The organism is Paraburkholderia sp. AV2, from assembly GCF_054968425.1.
In genome coordinates, this window is record NZ_JBANLK010000025.1 from 17,019 (window position 1) to 33,827 (window position 16,809).

At 65.4% G+C, this 16,809-nt stretch carries 14 protein-coding genes; 7 read left to right on the forward strand and 7 right to left on the reverse strand.

Features of this window, described 5'->3' with window-relative positions; all coding sequences use genetic code 11:
* Nucleotides 1–70 precede the first annotated feature (70 nt).
* The gene (locus tag V8683_RS18030; RefSeq protein ID WP_411190753.1) at nt 71–583 is read right to left on the reverse strand and encodes a winged helix-turn-helix transcriptional regulator; all 513 of its coding nucleotides are present in this window, start codon (nt 581–583) and stop codon (nt 71–73) included.
* 247 nt (nt 584–830) lie between these two features.
* Here V8683_RS18030 and V8683_RS18035 point away from each other — a divergent pair, with 247 nt between their 5' ends.
* From V8683_RS18035 to V8683_RS18050, 4 genes are all read left to right on the forward strand, one after another.
* Entirely contained in the window at nt 831–2,012 is a 1,182-nt protein-coding gene (locus V8683_RS18035; protein WP_411190752.1) for an MFS transporter, read from the forward strand.
* A gap of 514 nt (nt 2,013–2,526) precedes the next feature.
* The gene (locus tag V8683_RS18040) at nt 2,527–3,255 is read left to right on the forward strand and encodes a PadR family transcriptional regulator (protein WP_411190751.1); all 729 of its coding nucleotides are present in this window, start codon (nt 2,527–2,529) and stop codon (nt 3,253–3,255) included.
* Between the two features lie 46 nt (nt 3,256–3,301).
* Nucleotides 3,302–4,111 (forward strand): siderophore-interacting protein, encoded by an 810-nt coding sequence (locus tag V8683_RS18045; RefSeq protein ID WP_411190750.1) that lies wholly within the window; start codon nt 3,302–3,304, stop codon nt 4,109–4,111.
* A gap of 56 nt (nt 4,112–4,167) precedes the next feature.
* A complete protein-coding gene (locus V8683_RS18050; protein WP_411190749.1) occupies nt 4,168–5,439 on the forward strand; it encodes an MFS transporter in 1,272 nt (423 codons plus the stop codon).
* Between the two features lie 64 nt (nt 5,440–5,503).
* Here the strand turns inward: V8683_RS18050 and V8683_RS18055 are convergent, their stop codons facing one another.
* Nucleotides 5,504–6,895, reverse strand: coding sequence for a tetratricopeptide repeat protein (locus tag V8683_RS18055; protein WP_411190748.1), 1,392 nt, complete (start codon nt 6,893–6,895; stop codon nt 5,504–5,506).
* 361 nt (nt 6,896–7,256) lie between these two features.
* Between V8683_RS18055 and V8683_RS18060 the strand changes: the two genes are divergently transcribed.
* A complete protein-coding gene (locus tag V8683_RS18060) occupies nt 7,257–8,798 on the forward strand; it encodes a methyl-accepting chemotaxis protein (protein ID WP_411190747.1) in 1,542 nt (513 codons plus the stop codon).
* Between the two features lie 37 nt (nt 8,799–8,835).
* Here V8683_RS18060 and V8683_RS18065 read toward each other — a convergent pair whose 3' ends face one another.
* The 3 genes from V8683_RS18065 to V8683_RS18075 are packed head-to-tail and all read right to left on the reverse strand — an operon-like array spanning nt 8,836 to nt 12,025.
* The gene (locus V8683_RS18065) at nt 8,836–9,960 is read right to left on the reverse strand and encodes a 3-deoxy-7-phosphoheptulonate synthase (protein WP_411190746.1); all 1,125 of its coding nucleotides are present in this window, start codon (nt 9,958–9,960) and stop codon (nt 8,836–8,838) included.
* A 56-nt stretch (nt 9,961–10,016) separates the two neighbouring features.
* Complete coding sequence (locus V8683_RS18070) at nt 10,017–11,021, reverse strand: sterol desaturase family protein (RefSeq protein ID WP_411190745.1); 1,005 nt, start codon at nt 11,019–11,021, stop codon at nt 10,017–10,019.
* Between the two features lie 35 nt (nt 11,022–11,056).
* Complete coding sequence (locus tag V8683_RS18075) at nt 11,057–12,025, reverse strand: YncE family protein (RefSeq protein WP_411192480.1); 969 nt, start codon at nt 12,023–12,025, stop codon at nt 11,057–11,059.
* Between the two features lie 252 nt (nt 12,026–12,277).
* Between V8683_RS18075 and V8683_RS18080 the strand changes: the two genes are divergently transcribed.
* Both V8683_RS18080 and zwf read left to right on the forward strand, forming a co-directional pair.
* A complete protein-coding gene (locus V8683_RS18080) occupies nt 12,278–13,603 on the forward strand; it encodes an Nramp family divalent metal transporter (protein WP_411190743.1) in 1,326 nt (441 codons plus the stop codon).
* A gap of 161 nt (nt 13,604–13,764) precedes the next feature.
* On the forward strand, nt 13,765–15,240 hold the full coding sequence (gene zwf, locus V8683_RS18085) for a glucose-6-phosphate dehydrogenase (RefSeq protein WP_411190742.1): 1,476 nt from the start codon (nt 13,765–13,767) through the stop codon (nt 15,238–15,240).
* Nucleotides 15,241–15,300: 60 nt separating this feature from the next.
* On the opposite strand, the gene V8683_RS18090 is transcribed toward zwf, so the two are convergent.
* Together V8683_RS18090 and V8683_RS18095 are read right to left on the reverse strand one after the other, a co-directional pair.
* Nucleotides 15,301–16,641, reverse strand: a complete 1,341-nt coding sequence (locus V8683_RS18090; protein WP_411190740.1) for a hypothetical protein — start codon at nt 16,639–16,641, stop codon at nt 15,301–15,303.
* On the reverse strand, nt 16,638–16,772 hold the full coding sequence (locus V8683_RS18095) for a hypothetical protein (RefSeq protein ID WP_411190739.1): 135 nt from the start codon (nt 16,770–16,772) through the stop codon (nt 16,638–16,640). The genes V8683_RS18090 and V8683_RS18095 overlap by 4 nt, the downstream gene beginning before the upstream one ends.
* Between the last annotated feature and the right edge of the window lie 37 nt (nt 16,773–16,809).

Below are 16,809 nucleotides of genomic sequence, written 5' to 3' on the forward strand. Positions count from 1 at the left end.
CGTTACGACTGATGGCTTGTTTGATGCCTTGCATCCGTAACGAGCGTCGTGAACGCATGGTCAGTGCATTTCATTTCGATTCCACTTCGAGGATCCTGGCGTTGCGGGTTTCGATCACAAGCTGTGTCGCAGCGGTCACGCCAGGGCCCGGCTCAAAACGAATCTCCTTGAACGACAATGGAGTTCCGTTGATTTCACGGACCTGGATTCGCTCAACTGACTGCCCGCTCATGGCGCTGACCAGAACAACGGGCGCCTTGCCTTCCAGCGACGCCCAACGGTCTCCCCATTGCATGAGCGAGACAAGGACGGGATAAAGCTCCTCGCCCTTCGTGGTCAAACGATATCCCTGTGTATTCGCCCGCTCTTCGAGCGGATAGCGTTCGAGTATCCCGCGTTCGGTCAGGCGTTCCAGACGCATGGTCAGGATGTTCCGCGCAATGCCTAGCTGCTTGTGAAACTCATCAAAGCGCTTCGTACCGTGCGTACATTCGCGGACGATCAACAACGTCCACCCATCCCCTACCTGCTCCAGTGCTCGAGCGATTGAGCAATTCGCCAGTGCGCTTTCCTTGCGATACACCCGCCACCTCTTCGATTGAACATCACATCAAGCCAAGGTCGAATCCACCCGTCGTAGCTGAAACCGGACAGATCCCTACTTCACCTTACTTCTTCGACATGGCCAATTTGTACCATAAGTTTTATCATGCAACTTTCTCAGTTTTCGATGAAGTATTCGCCAGTTTCCGTCCATAGCGCATCTCCCGACGTCTTTCTATAGTTGCATCACGAAACTTTTGACAGACCACCTTTTCAGGGAAATCGCCATGGATCGACGTCTTTTAACCCTTGCCCTCGGCATGTTTGCGTTGGGGACGGATAGCTTCGTCTTCGGTGGCATCCTGCCTCAGCTCGCTCGCTCATTTCACGTGGGCATAGGCGCTGTCGGGCAAATGATTACCGTGTACGCGCTTACATTTGCGTTGCTCGCACCGACCATCGCTGCGCTTGCGGCCGGCATCGCCCGCAAACGCCTGCTGCTCGCCGGGATGGGAATCTTCGTGGTGGCCAATCTCGGGACAGTCGTGGCACCCAGCCTCGCGATCGCGCTTGCCACCCGTGCACTGGCCGGCCTCGGCGCTGCCATGTTCTCGCCAACCGCGAGCGGCACGAGCACGTTACTGGTACCGCCGGAGCGCCGAGGTTTCGCGCTTTCCATCGTCGTCGCGGGCCTGTCCACGGCGACCGCTCTAGGGACTCCGATTGGTGCGGTCATCGGCGGCCTGGTCGATTGGCGCTGGACGCTGGCGTTCGTCGCCGGCCTGGGTGCAATTGGCTTCATCGGCATCTGGACCCTCCTGCCCGAAGTTCCGCTCCCGCCGGCCATCTCATTGCGCAAGCGCCTCTCTCCGCTCACGGACGCCCGTGTCGGTCTGACGCTCGCAACGACAGTGCTGGCGCAAATCGGCACCTTCGTCATCTACAACTACTTCTCGGTTGTGTTCGATCGCGCCACCGGCGGCAACGCAACGCTGCTCGGGATGTTGCTCGTGTTCTGGGGGCTCGCAGGAACGCTCACCAATCTGCTCACTGGCCGCATTCTCGACAGGATCGGTTCACGCAAGGTTGTTGTCGCGATGCTCATCATCGTCGGGACAGTGATTGTTACGATGCCGTTGTCCAGCACGCACCTGTGGAGCGCTTCCATCGCCATCGCTGTGTGGGGTGCGTGTGCCTGGGGCTTGCTCGTGCCGCAGCAGTTCCGCCTCGTTTCGCTTAATCCGCCCATGGCCCCGGTTCTGGTCGGCCTGAACACCTCGGCCACCTATGTGGGCGTCTCGATCGCTAGCGTGGTTGGTGCGGGTGCCATTCCGGTGATCGGCAGCCACAATCTCGGCTACCTCGCCAGCTCCGTCGTCGTACTGGCCCTGATCTTCTCGGAGCTTGCCAGCCATCGCATTGCATCTGTCGCGAATGCTGCTGTCGAGAAAAGAGCCGCGACCGCCTGACGACTGGAGAAACGAGCAACCCCGGCTACGTCAAGCTTGTGCGCACGGGTGCCGGCATAGCGGGTTGGCGACTGTTGCGGCGGTCTCAGGTTCGAACCGGGTAGCGAAAAACGAACCAATCCGGTCGATCCAGAGGCGGTCGTCCGCGGACAGGACCCGCCGTGCCGCCCGGGTTGTGGCGGTGCTCGATGCACCGCGCGACCGGATTGAAGTGGCCCCATGAGAGGCCCGATAACGCAAACTTACCGCGCCTCACAGAAACAGCGCGCGAACGCACGTCATTGCGACGCTCATCCGCACTATCCAATCCTTCTTTTAATAACCAGGAACGGGGCGGGAATTGTGCGCTGCACGCCGAAATTCGGCATTCCCGCAGACTTTTTTGTCTCTGAACGACGATTTCTGCCTTCCCGCAGACTTTAGTGTGCCCTCATACCTCAGAAATTCTCTTTGACAAACGCTCTTACGATATATATCTTAAGACATGTTTTAAGACACCTGAGAAGGAGGCACCATGCGTCACCACCACCATTTCGGCCGTCGCGGCCACGATTTTTCGCGTCACATCTCCCCCATTCACGCCTTCTGGCATGCCATGGGCCGCCATCGCCAGCACGGCGAAGGCCCCGGTGGCTGGGGTGACCGCTTCGGCGGTCCCTTCGGCGGCGGTTTCGGCGGCTTCGGAGACGGCGACGGTTTCGGCCGCGGCCGCAAGTTCACGTCCGAAGACCTGCAGCTCATGTTGCTCGTGTTGCTCGCCGAGCGTCCAAGCCACGGCTACGAACTCATCAAGGCGCTCGACGCGCGCTCGAACGGCTTCTATAGCCCCAGCCCCGGCATGGTCTACCCGGCCCTCACGTATCTGGAAGAACTCGGCTATGTGAACGTCACGCTCGAAGGCAATCGCAAGCAGTACTCATTGTCGCCCGAAGGCCGTACTTACCTCGACGCCAACCGTGAGCGTGCCGAGCTCATCCTCGCCAAGCTCACGCACTTCGGCCGCAAGATGGACGTGATGCGCCGCGCGTTCGCAGGCCAGGAGCCGGCCGACGAAACCGAAGGCGGCTGGGTGCGCGAACTGATCGAAGCACGCCATGCCCTCAAGCACGCCCTGGTGCGCCGCGCGGACGCCTCGCCCGAGGAGCAGCGCCGCATTGCTGCGATCCTCGTGCGCGCCACCCGGGAAATCGAAAACGGCGGCGAAAACGGCGACAGCGGCAACCACGAACCGGCCGGCGCCTGATCCGCCGCGTCAATCCCGCCAGCCCGTCTTCATCGGAGAGTCTTTCATGCAGAACCCCTCAACCCTCGAAGTTGTCCGCGTGCGTCATCCGCTGAAGTTCCGGCTGCTGCGCGTCGCGCGCGTCGTACCGCTCTCGCCCGCGCTCGTGCGCGTCACGCTCACGGGCGATCTCGGCGATTTCGTCTCGGCCTCGTTCGACGATCACGTGAAGGTGTTTTTCCCGCCCGCAGGCGCGGAAATACCCGTCCTGCCGACGCTCGGCCCCGACGGCCCGGTGTTTCCCGAAGGCGAAACCCGCGCTGCCATGCGCGATTACACGCCGCGCCGTTTCGACGCCGAGGCGGGCGAGCTCGACCTCGAGTTCGCCCTCCACGAAGCCGGCCCCGCCACGGCGTGGGCGGCCAACGCGCAGCCGGGGCAATACCTCGGCGTCGGCGGACCGCGCGGATCGATGGTGATCCCGACCGGCTTCGACTGGCATCTGCTGATCGGCGACGAAACCGCGTTGCCGGCTATCCAGCGGCGTCTCGCCGAACTGCCCGCGGGCGCGCGCGTCGCGGTGGTCGTGGAGGTCGAGAACCGGGCCGCCCGCATCGGGCTGCCGACCGAGACCGATCTCTATGCCATCTGGTGCTACCGCGACGAGTCGACGTCGGATAATCCGCTGCTCGAGGCCGTGGACCAGGTCTGGCTGCCGCCGGGCACCGGCTACGTCTGGGCAGCCGGCGAGGCGGCTGCGATCCGCGCCGTACGCACGCATCTCGTGAACGATCGCGGCGTGGACAAGAAGCGCATTCGCGCGTCGGCTTACTGGCGGCGCGGCGCGCCAGCGACCCACGAGACGATCGACGACTAATCCATGCTGCGCGGCTCACATGCCGCGCGGTCTTCTTTCAGAGCAAAACGAATCCAATGACAACCACGCTCAATCCCCTGCGCGAACGCACGCTGCTCTGGCTGCTCGCGCTGACCCAGTTCACCGTCATCATGGACTTCATGGTGATGATGCCGCTCGGCCCGCAAATCATGCATGCGTTCGCCATCACGCCGGCGCAGTTCGCGACGGCCGTATCGGCCTATTCGCTGTGCTCGGGGCTTTCGGGTCTCTTCGCGGCGACCTACATCGACCGCTTCGACCGGCGCCGTTTGCTGCAGGTGGCGTACGCGCTCTTCGCCGCGTCGAATCTCGCCTGCGCACTGGCCGGCAACTTCCATCTGCTGCTCGCGGCGCGCGCATTTGCCGGCCTCACGGGCGGCGTGCTGGGCTCGATCGTGATGGCAATCGTGAGCGACGTCATTCCGGTGGCACGCCGCGGCGCCGCCACGGGCGTCATCATGACGGCGTTCTCGATTGCGGCGATTGCCGGCGTACCCGCCGGCGTGCTGCTGGGCGCGCACTTCGGCTGGAGCGCCCCGTTCCTGCTGCTGGTAGTGCTTTCGGCAGGCATCTGGTTCGCCGGCGCGCGCATCGTGCCGCCGCTCACGGCGCACCTTGGCGAGCGCACCCCGCTCTCGCGCATCCTGCCGCAGCTCTGGAGCCTGCTCACGCTGCCGCGCCACCTCAAGGCGTTTGCGCTGACCTTCACGATGATGGTCGGCCACATGTTCGTGATTCCGTTCATCTCGCCCATGCTCGTCGCGAATCACGGCATCGCGCCGCAGCAGCTCTCGTGGCTCTACATGGCGGGCGGCGCGGCGACTTTCTTGACGTCCCGTGTGGTAGGACGGCTCGCGGATCGCTACGGCAAGCGCCAGATTTTCCGCATCATGGCCCTCGTCTCGCTCGCGCCGGTGCTGTTCATTACGCATCTACCCGTGCTGCCGTTCGTCGGCCTTGTCGCGTTCTTCGCGTTTTTCATGGTCGCGATGTCGGGACGTATGATCCCGATGCAAGCTCTGCTCACGACGATCCCCGAGCCGGCGCGGCGCGGCGCCTTCCTCAGCGCCAACAGTGCGGTGCAGGCGCTCGGGATGGGCATCGGCGCATGGGCCGGCGGCCTGCTGCTCGCGAACGGGCCGAACGGCACGATCACGGGCTATGGATACAACGGCTGGGTCGCCACGGTGCTGACGCTCGCCGCCGTTGCCTGGATCGCGCATGTGAAAGGCACCGGCCACGATACGCCAGCGCAAGGCGGCCCGGTGCGGACCGCGGCCGCGCCGGTTGCCGCCCAGTCGCGCTAGCACCGTGTCATCTTGAGGACACGCAAGACCTGGCCCCTGGCTGCGGCATGAATATGGGGAGGCGTTACTGGCGCTCGCGCTGGACCTGGCACGCTGCCACACGCCTCGCGAGCATGGCATGAAATGCGCGTTTGATCCGCTCCACCGCTTCCGTCTTGTACGGAAACTGCTGGTTGTTGCCGTGAACCAGCATGCTCGCATTCACCTCGAACACCACGATCGCACCGTCCCGCCCTAGCGAGCAGTCGATGCCGAAGTAGTCGAGGCCAATGGCATTGCGTATGGCCTGCAAGGCCTCGCGCTGCGCCGTGCCGAAAACACGCCACGGATCGTCGAGGAACGCCTGTTCCTCGGCCTGCATCCACGCGCTGTCCACCATGCCCGTCGTGACGTGGTGCACTTTCCATTTGTCGTCGATGGCGAGGTGGTACGGCAGAATCTCGTCGTCGACGAAAACGAAACGATATTTGCGGAAATAGCCGTCGGCGGACCGGTAGTTCACGAACGGCGTGAGGTAGTAGTTCCCGGCGACATGTTTCGCCAGAAACGCCTGCAACTGCGCGAGATCCTCGACCTTCTCGAATGCCTCGCCGCCGTGCGAGCCCGCCGGCCTCACGAGCAACGGAAACGACAGGGCCTCGCCGCCCCGCGCGGCCAGCGCCTGCAACGCCGCCGCCGGATAGAGGCGCGTCTGCGGAACCCGGCAGCCCGGCACGTGTTCGAGACGCCGCGCCACCGACTCGCGGCTCGTCTCTGCGATCAGTCGAGGCGGATTGACGACCGGACTTCCGATCGCCGCAATGAAAGCCTCCGCCGGTCCGAGCGACGCCAGACCGCGGTCGACATCGGAAACGAGATTGACGACCACGTCCGCGTAGCCGCGCAAACGGTCGTAATCGTAGTCCATGTCCGCCAGCACCGTGATGACGTTGCTTTCGAAGCGCGCGTTCGCCACCAGATATTCGATTGGCGTATTGCCGGCGCCGGGCGCGAAGACGAATAGCGCACGAAAATCCGGCGGAGCGACGGCGGCGGGGATGAGGATCAGCGGCCTGAGTTTCAACGCGCGGCGGTAGCTTGCCTCCGCGGCCTCGTCCATTCCCAGAGCCTGCTGCAGGTTGGCGACGAGGTGGGCCGTCGTGGCGTCGTCCGGCGCGTATTCGAGCGCGCGCTCGAAGTGCCGGAGCGAGCGCAGCCGGCGTCCCGCGCAGGCCTCGGCCAGACCCAACTGACGACAGACCGCGGCCGTGTCGCCTTCGCGGTTCAGGAGCGGCGTGAGACACGCGATGGCTTCGTTGAAACGGTCGAGCCGGATCAGGAGCTGGGCGAGGCCGTAGCAGGCCGCCCAATGATCGGGGTCGCCGGCAAGGACTTCGCGGTAATGGCCCTCGGCGAGATCGAGACGTCCCTCGCGATGATGCGAAGAGGCCAGTTCAAACAAGCGATCGACAGACATGATGGCAACGCGCGGCAACGTGACTTGAACAGGTCAACATAGCAGAGCCACGCGCCGCGAAGACCGTGACCCTGATGTGACAGCTTACGGCAGATTACCAGAGGCGCCGTGTGTAACACCACGTAACGCGAAGCCGCGAGCGCCGCCACCCGCGAACCCGGCTGTGTGACACAAGCGCGACTCGTTTCGGCACTACATTCATGATCGCCGTCCTTCGCGCGTTGCATGCAAGCCATGCACGCCCCTATTCCTCAGACTTGTTCTGGTCTACGAACGAGTGCGAAAGGACCCTTCAGAATTCCGCGCGAACGCCGATATAGCTATCGGCGTTCGCCCTCATTCTCTCCAGTATCTGCCCCCAATGAAGCTCAGTCGCAAGATCCCTCTCGCCTTCGGTGCCGCACTCACGTTGATGTCGGCGGGCGCGCTTTACGGCATCCACATGCTCAACGAAGCCATCGACACCTATCGCACCACCGTGCAGGATAGCGCCGCGAACGAGCGCATGGCGTCGGCCACGCTCGTCGCGTTCAAGCTGCAGGTGCAGGAATGGAAAGACACGCTCCTGCGCGGCAAGGATCCGCAGAAGCTCGACCGCTACTGGAGCGCGTTCCAGACACGCGAGAAAACCGTCGACGATCTGGCCGCGAAGCTCGAACAAACGCTTCCCGCCGGCGAGACCCGCGACCTCGTCGAGCAGTTCGCGCAAGCCCACGCGGCCATGGGCCAGGGCTATCGCAAAGGTTTCGAAGCATTCAAGGCCGCGGGCTTCGATCCGACTGCCGGCGACGCACAGGTGGCGGGCGTGGACCGCGCGCCTGCCGATCTGCTAGACCGCGCGGCGCAAAAAATCGCCGCCGACAACGCACAGGTGGCGGCGCAAGCCGCCGTCGACGCCGAGCGCGCCACGGAGATCAGCGCCGCGCTGATGATCGGCGTGTTCGTGCTTGCTCTCGCGGGCGGCGTCGCCTTCAGCCGGACGGTGACGCGGCCGCTCGGCCGTGCAGTGCGCTTTGCGCATGAAGTCGCGGCCGGCGACCTCTCGACGGATCTGCACGCGAGCGGCGACGACGAAACGGCCGAACTGCTCGCCACCCTCATGCAGATGCAGGCGAGCCTCGCGCACGTGGTGAGCGAAGTGCGCGGCAACGCGATGGGCGTCGCCTCCGCGAGCGCGCAGATCGCGGCCGGCAATCAGAACCTCTCGGCGCGCACCGAAGGTCAGGCGGCGTCGCTCGAAGAAACGGCCGCGAGCATGGAAGAACTCACGTCGATCGTGCGCATGAACGCCGAGAACGCGCAGCATGCCAGCGAGCTGGCCGGCACCGCGGCACAGACCGCCACGCGCGGCGGCGCCGTGATGCATGAAGTGGTCGAAACCATGCGGTCGATCGCCGAAAGTTCGGGCAAGGTAGGCGAAATCATCAGCCTGATCGACGGCATTGCGTTTCAAACCAATATCCTCGCGCTGAACGCCGCCGTGGAAGCCGCGCGCGCGGGGGAACAGGGCCGCGGCTTCGCGGTGGTGGCGGGCGAAGTCCGCACGCTCGCGCAACGCAGCGCCTCCGCGGCGCGCGAAATCAAGGACCTGATCGCCCAGTCGACGCAGCGCGTGGAAGCGGGCTCGTCGCTCGTTGCGGGCGCGGGTCAGATCATCGACGAGATCGTCGGTTCGGTGCACCGCGTGACGGCCATCGTCGGCGAGATTTCGACGGCCTCGCGCGAGCAGACGGCCGGCATCGAACAGGTAGGCATCGCGGTCACGCAGATGGACGAAGTCACGCAGCAGAACGCCGCGCTCGTGGAAGAGGCCACGGCGGCCGCTCACGCGCTTGCCGAGCAGGCTGGAGCGCTACGCGAAGCGGTTGCCACGTTCCGGCTGCGCGAGGGCATGGCGGGCTGACGCGAGCGAGCGGGCAAGCGAGCAGGCGCCCGCCCGATCAGCCGCGCCGCTGCCGCCGCGCGCGCACCGCGCCGGCCAGCGTCTCCAGCACCGGCTCGGTCTGCGCCCAGCTAATGCAGGCGTCGGTGATCGACACGCCGCGCTTGAGCGGCACGCCGGGCTTGAGATCCTGGCGCCCCTCTTCGAGGTGGCTTTCGATCATCACGCCCACGATGCGCGGCTCGCCATCGGCCAGTTGCGAGGCAATGTCCTGCGCAACGTCGATCTGGCGCTGATGCGCCTTGTTCGAATTCGCATGCGAGCAATCGATCATCACCTGCTCGCGCAGCCCCGCCTTCGCGAGGGCCTCGCAACACGCCGCCACCGAAGCGCGGTCATAGTTCGGCCCCGTCTTCCCGCCGCGCAGGATCACATGGCAGTCGTCGTTGCCGCGCGTTTCGAAGATCGCGGCCATGCCCATCTTGGTCATACCCATGAAAGCGTGGCTCGCGCGCGCGGCGACGATGGCGTCGGCGGCCACCTGCACGCCGCCGTCGGTGCCGTTCTTGAAGCCGATCGGACACGAGAGGCCCGAGGCGAGCTGCCGGTGGCTCTGGCTCTCGGTCGTGCGCGCGCCGATCGCGCCCCAGGCCACGAGGTCCGCGATGTATTGCGGGCTCAGCAGGTCGAGGAATTCGGTAGCGGTCGGGAGGCCGAGCGCATTGATGTCGAGCAGCAGTTGCCGCGCGGCGCGCAGGCCCTCGTTGATGCGGAAGCTCCCGTCGAGCCTCGGGTCGTTGATGTAGCCCTTCCAGCCCACCGTTGTGCGCGGCTTTTCGAAGTACACGCGCATCACCACGAGCAGATCGTCCTTCAGCGCATCGGCCTTTGCTTTGAGCCGCTTTGCGTAGTCGAGCGCCTGGTCGTGATCGTGGATCGAGCACGGCCCCACGACGATCACGAGGCGGTCGTCGCGATGCCGGAGCACCTCGGCGATCTGCGCGCGGCTCGTCTCCACGAGCGTCTGGGTCTGCGGCGGCACCGGCAGCTCGTCGAGCAGCAGCGCCGGCGAGATGAGCGGACGCACGGCGCCGATGCGCGTGTCGTCGATGCGGGTGGGGTCTTCGGTGGCGTCGGCGACGCCGACTTCCTGGTCGTGCTGCGGATTGTCGATGCGGCTCAAGATGCTCTCCTTGCGGGGTCTGGCAGGATTATCGCATCAAGGCCGCACCTCGGGCCTCAGGAGGCGGCCCCCATGGGATAGCGCTTGCTGCGCAGGCGTTGCACGATGCGCACGAGTCCCTTCCACTGCTGGGCCCACACACCGCCGCCGTAGTCGAGCCCCTGGCCTTGCGGCACCGGCAACTGGTCGCGGATGCCGGTAGGCTCGAGCTCCTTGTTCCACGAAGCCGTGCGGAACAGCACGTCCCACCACGGGAACACCACGCCGAAGTTGCAGCCGTAGCGCGTGCCTTCGTGACCGTAGCCCACCGCGTGATGGCGGCGATGAAAGGCCGGGCTCACGAGGAGGCGATCAAGTCCCCAGCCGAACGGCAGCCGCGCGTTGACGTGCTGCACGCTCTGCATGAAGTTGCCCACCGCGACGAGCACGACGTACTGCACCGGCTGCACGCCGATGAAGAGCGAGATGGCCGCGAAAAACGCCGCGTTGATGATGTCGTCGAGGAAGTGGTTGCGGTCGTCGCACCACAGCGACATCTGCTGCTGGCTGTGATGGACCGCATGCAGTTCCCACCAGACGCCGAAGCGATGCTGCCAGCGGTGATACCAGTACCCCGCGAAGTCGAGCACGATGAAGTAGATCAGGAACGACACGATCGGCTTGTCGGTGACGCCGGGCCACAGGCTGTCCACGTCGATGTTCGGAACGTCGTAGATCGCCATCAGGCTTTGCCAGTGATTGAACAGCGGCTGCAGCATGAAGAAGAACGCGATATTCAGAATGCCGAGCTTGGCGATCCACGTGTACCAGATGTCCGAACGCAGCGCCTTGCGGTCAGCCCAGGGCTCGATAGGACGCAGCGCCTCCAGCGGGCGCAGCAGCGCATAGGTCACGACGATTTCGAGCACGCCGATGATCACCCAGTAGAGCGCATCGTAGGTGTCCTCGTCGTAGCCCATCAGGCCGACCTTGTAGAAGATCGGCTGGACCACGTCCACATAAACCAGGGTCTGCAGCCACGATATGCCGTTGTCGAGCTGCGAGATCAGGGTGTCTATCATCAGTTCCCTCGAATCGGTGCCTTGAGGTTGCGCGCTCAGTCCGGATTGGGCGAATAAACCGGCGCGCGGTTCGCGAAGTAGATGCCATGCGGCGAACGGCCCACGGCGATCGTGTCGATCAGCTTGCGCGTCGTCAGGTCGATGATCCCCACGTGCTTCGCGAAGCGGAACGTCACCCACAGATACCGTTTGTCGGCAGAAAGTTCCATGTCGTCGGGACCGGGGCGCAGACCCGTGATGTCGGCGACCTTCGTGAGCGTCGTGTAATCGAGAATGCTGATCGTGCTTTCCACGCGATTCGTCACGGCCACGTGCTTGCCGTCGTCGAGATTGCGGAAGTTGTGCGCGCCGCGCCCGGTCTGGATCTTCTTCACGAGCGTACGGTTGTGCCAGTCCACCACGGCCACGTCGTCCTCGCCCGTCATGCCGACGAGCAGGTACTTGTCGCCGGGCGTCATCCACAGGCCCGCGGGCGTGTCGCCGACGTGCAGCTTCCAGAGCACGGTCTGCGTCGGCAAGTCGATGGCCGCGACTTCGCCGGTGTCCTGCAGCGTGACGAACACCGTCTTGTTGTCCGAGGCGAAAGTGATGTGGCTCGGCGTCTTCGCAAGCGGAATGCGCTTCACGAGCGTAACGTCCTGGCCGTTGTAGCTGTAGATGTCCACGCGGTCGAGGCGCAGGCCCGCCGTCACGAACCACTTGTGGTCGGGCGAGAAGCCAAGCTGGTACGGATCCTCGATACCCTCCACGCGGCGCTGGACCTTGCCCGTGTGCGGGTCGAGGAACATCAGGTCGTTCGAGACCGAATCGGCCACGATCAGCGACTTGCCGTCGGGCGTGATCATCAGGTGATGCGGTTCCTTGCCGGTAGGCTCGGTGCCGACCACGGTGCGGCTTGCTTCGTCGATGAGCGAAAGCTGTGCTTCGCCGGAGTCGAGCACGATGACTCTGTCGTTGGCACTGCTGTCGGCGTGGGCGAGCGAGCCCCATGCGAGGCCGCCCATCAGCAGTGCGGCCGCGCCGTGAGCTTTGAGGCGGGCTTTCGTAAAGGAAATGATCGGGAATTCAGGCATTTCGTAAGAGAAAGAGGCTGATGGAGGCGCACCGGACCGCTTTGTGCTGAGATAGCGACATGCGCCGGCGCGTAAGCGCGAAAGATTGTCTCCTTAACGCGCGAGCGCCGCAATCCGATGACGCGCCGACGACGCGCGTTAACGCCGCGCCCGGCGTTCTGCCCCCAACTTCGAGGAGCGCGCATGGACCATCGCACCCGCGAAGACCCCCTGCCCGACGGCCTCACGAAGAGCACGGCCGCCGCCGTGCGCGAGGCGCTCGAAGGGCGCCGCCGCGGCGCGGCACTGCTGCTGCCGCTCGCGGGGCCGGCCGTGGTGGTGTCGGTGGCGTACATGGATCCCGGCAACTTCGCGACCAACATCCAGGCGGGCGCGCGCTACGGTTACGCGCTCTTGTGGGTCGTGCTGCTCGCGAACCTGGTGGCCATGCTGTTCCAGGGGCTCTCCGCCAAGCTCGGCATCGTCACGGGGCGCAATCTCGCCGAACTGTGCCGCGAGCGTCTGCCCGCGCCGCTCGTCTGGGCGATGTGGGGCGTGAGCGAAATCGCGGCAATGGCGACCGATCTTGCCGAATTCCTCGGCGGCGCGATCGGCCTGTCGCTGCTGTTTCATCTGCCGCTTATGGCGGGCATGGTCGTCACGGCAATCGTTACCTACGTGCTGCTGCTGTTCGAGCGCGCGGGTTTCCGGCCGCTGGAGCTCGTGATCGGCGGGCTCGTCGGCATCATCGGGCTGTGCTATCTGCTTGAGCTCTTCATCGCGCCCATCGCCTGGCCCAGCGTCTTTCGCCACCTCGCCACGCCGCGCCTGCCCGACGCGCAGGCCGTGACGATCGCGGTGGGCATTATCGGCGCGACCGTCATGCCGCACGCCCTCTTCCTGCACTCGGGCCTCACCCAGGCGCGCGTGCCGCCGCGCAACGACCTCGAACGCACGCGCCTCGTGCGCTTTTCCAACGTCGAGGTGGTGATCGCGCTCTCCCTCGCCGGCCTCATCAACATGGCCATGGTCATCATGGCCTCGGGCGCCTTCCATGCGGGCCACCCGGACGTCGCCGAAATCGGGAGCGCCTACCACACGCTCGCCCCGCTGCTCGGCATCGGCGCGGCCGGCATTTTCCTGCTTTCGCTGATCGCTTCGGGCATTTCGAGCTCGGTCGTCGGCACGCTCGCGGGGCAGATGATCATGCAAGGCTTCGTCGGCTTCCAGATTCCGCTCTGGCTGCGCCGCGTCGTGACCATGGCGCCGAGCTTCGCCGTGGTCGGCCTCGGCGTGAACGCCACAGAGGCGCTCGTCATGAGCCAGGTCGTGCTGAGCCTCGCGCTGCCCGTGCCCATGATCGCCCTCGTCTGGCTCACGAGCCGCGCCGCCGTGATGGGGCCGCATCGTAACCGCACCTTCACGGTCTGGCTCGCCGTGGCCGGCGCGGCCGCCGTGCTCGCGCTCAACGCGATCCTGCTCGCACAAACCTTCGGCATGACGGTGCCCGGCTTGCCAGGGCCGGGCTGAGGCGATCTTCAGCGTGCAAAGTCACGCGAAACCATGCACCATTAGCTTTTTCGCCGCGCCGGGCCGAACGCCGGGCGTGGTTTTTTCCGCAACCGGCGCGCCCCGCGCGCCCGATAAGCGCCGCGAGGCGCCTTATCCTCTTTGCCCACCAGCGACCTGCCATGACGAATCAGACTGCCCAAGCCGCGCCCGACCAGCCCGTCGACATGATCATCTTCGGCGGCGGCGGCGATCTGGCTGCACGCAAACTGCTGCCCGCCCTCTACATGGCGCACCTGCACCGCAACCTGCCGGCCGAAACCCGCATCATCGCGGTGGGCCGCAAGGACTGGAGCATCGACCAGTACCGCGCCTTCATGAACGAGCAGTCGCGTCCGTTCATCGACGCCAAGGCCTTCGACGCCGCCGCGTGGGACCGCTTCCTCGGCCTGTTCCAGTACGTGATCATCGACGTCAACCTGGCCGAAGACTATGCCCGGCTCAAATCGGCCTCGCGCCCCGAGGCGATACGCGTGTTTTATCTCTCGACCTCGCCGGAGCTTTTCACGACGATCTGCGACAACCTCACGTCGGCGGGTCTCGTGGACGAACGTTCGCGCGTCGTGCTGGAAAAGCCGCTGGGCCACGACCTCGCTTCGGCCCAGGAGATCAACGAATCGGTGGGCCGTCATTTCGCCGAGCCGCAGATCTATCGCATCGACCATTATCTGGGCAAGGAAACGGTGCAGAACCTGATGGTGCTGCGCTTCGGCAATCCGATCTTCGGGCCGCTGTGGCAGGCGCCGTATATCCGCAGCGTGCAGATCACGGTGGCGGAGACGGTGGGCGTGGGCAGCCGCGCGGGCTTCTACGACCACACGGGCGCGCTGCGCGACATGGTGCAGAACCACCTGCTGCAACTGCTGTGCATCGTGGCCATGGAGCCGCCCGTCTCTCTCGACGCGGACGCCGTGCGCGACGAGAAGCTCAAGGTGCTGCGCTCGCTGCGCCCGATGACGCTGGCCGACATCGCGCGCGACACGGTGCGCGGCCAGTACGCGGCGGGCGCCGTGGACGGCAAGCCCGTGAAGGGCTACATGGAAGAGGACAACGTGCCGGCCAATAGCCGCGCGGAAACGTTCGTCGCGCTGCGCGCCCACATCAACAACTGGCGCTGGGCCAACGTGCCGTTCTTCCTGCGCACGGGCAAGCGCATGCAGAAGCGTCAGTCGGAGATCGTCATCGAGTTTGCGGACCTGCCGTTCTCGATCTTCCCGAGCGGCCCGCGCAACTACGGCAACCGCCTCGTGATCCAGCTTCAGCCCGAAGAGTCGATCCAGTTGCAGATGCTCGCGAAGGAGCCGGGCAGCGGCATGAACATGCTGCCGGTGAACCTGAATCTGGATCTGCAGCAGGCCATTCCCGAGCGCCGCGCGGAGGCCTACGAGCGCCTCCTGATCGACGTGATCCGCGGCCGCCTCACGCACTTCATGCGCCGCGACGAACTGGAAGCGGCGTGGACGTGGGTCGAGCCGATCCTTCTGGGCTGGGAAGAGCTGGGCGACCGGCCGCGCACCTATACGGCGGGGACTTTCGGTCCGGCGGCGTCTTCGGCGCTGCTGGCGCGCGAAGGGATGTCGTGGGCCGAAGAGGCCTGAGCCGCTGAGGCGTAACCGCGCCGCTCGCATGCTTCGCGGTGCGGCGCCAGTCGAAACGCCTCAGACCCTCGTAGCCATGCGCGCGCGCATCATCGCTTCGAATGCCTCCGCGATCCGCTGCACGTAGGCGTTCTTGTGCGCGAGTTCGCCGTCGGGGCGCTCGCGATGCACGAGCATGGTCGCGTTCGCCTCGAACACGAAGACACTGCCATCGGGCAGCATTGTGAAATCCACTCCCGCGTAGTCGAGATCGAGACGCCGGCCGATGGCGGCGATCGCCGCCGCGCCGCGCTCGCCGAGCGCCGCAACGGGGTCGGCGAGAAAGCGCGCCTCTTCTTCGAGCTTCACGCGCACCCCCTCCATACCCGCGGAAAAGTAATGCACCATCCAGTGCGGCGAAATCGCGAGATGGTACGGATACGGCACGCGATCCACGAAGGCGACGCGATATTTGCGGCACGAGCCGTCGGCGTCGCGCGTGTCGCGAAACGCGCTGACGTAGAACGAGCCCGCTTGCGCGGCGAGCGCGGCTTCGAGCTGGGCCTCGGTGTCGCAGCGCACGAGCCCTTCGCCGCCATGCGTCGCAACGGGCCTCACGAGCAACGGCAGGCGCATGCCGGCCGCCGCTATGCGCTGCCGTGCTTCGTCGAGCACTTTGTCGTGAATGGGATCGGCAGGATCGATGCGCAGGCACGGCGCAGTCTGCACGTCCTGCAAGCCATCCAGCAACGCCGGCAGCCGGTCGCGACGCGTAACCGCAACGCGTTCCGGCACATTGAGCAATGGCCGCGCACAGGTTTGCGCGAACTGCGCGATACGTGCGCGGAGCGGTTCCGCAATGTCGGGATCGCCCACCGCATTGAACACGAGATCGAACGGCGGCAGGGCCGCGTCCTCCGCGGGCGGCGCATAGTCGATGGCGTATTTGATGCGCCCGTTGTGCGGCGTGGGCACGAGCAGGTCGAACGGCACGTTGCCCGAGGAGCGGCCCGCGCACAGCAACAGCACCCGGCGCGACGGCTGCCCCGACGCTTCCACGTAGACGCGCTGCAAGGCGTACGCGCGCTCGCGACAGCGTTCGGCATGGCCGTCGTTGCCCGCCTTCGCATGGATCGCCGCGAGGTTCTGCCAGGCCACGGCCTGCCGGGCGTCGAGACCGAGCGCGAGTTCGTACCAGCGCCTGGCGCGCGCATGGTCGCCCTTCATGAAATAGCCGGTCGCGACCATGCCGATGCGCTGGGCGCCCTCGCCGGCAACGCCTGCCCGGTGCGATTCGAGCGCCTCGGCCGCGATCAGGTGCGCGAGCGCGGCCAGTTCGTCGCCGCCGGCGCGTGCGCGCTCCGCCGCTTCGCGCAGCAGCGCAGGCGTGTCCGTGAGGTCGGGAAGCAGATCGTCAGTCACGGCCGGAAGAGATCCAGCCCTGCAAATACCACCACGCCGCTCAGCGCGATCATGGGAACCGAGTGACGACCGAGAAACAAAATGGCGGCTGCCAGCCACGTGGAGATGAAAAAAGCGCCGATGCGCCGCATGATGAAACTCCGTTACCCTTGATGCGCTGTTGCGCGC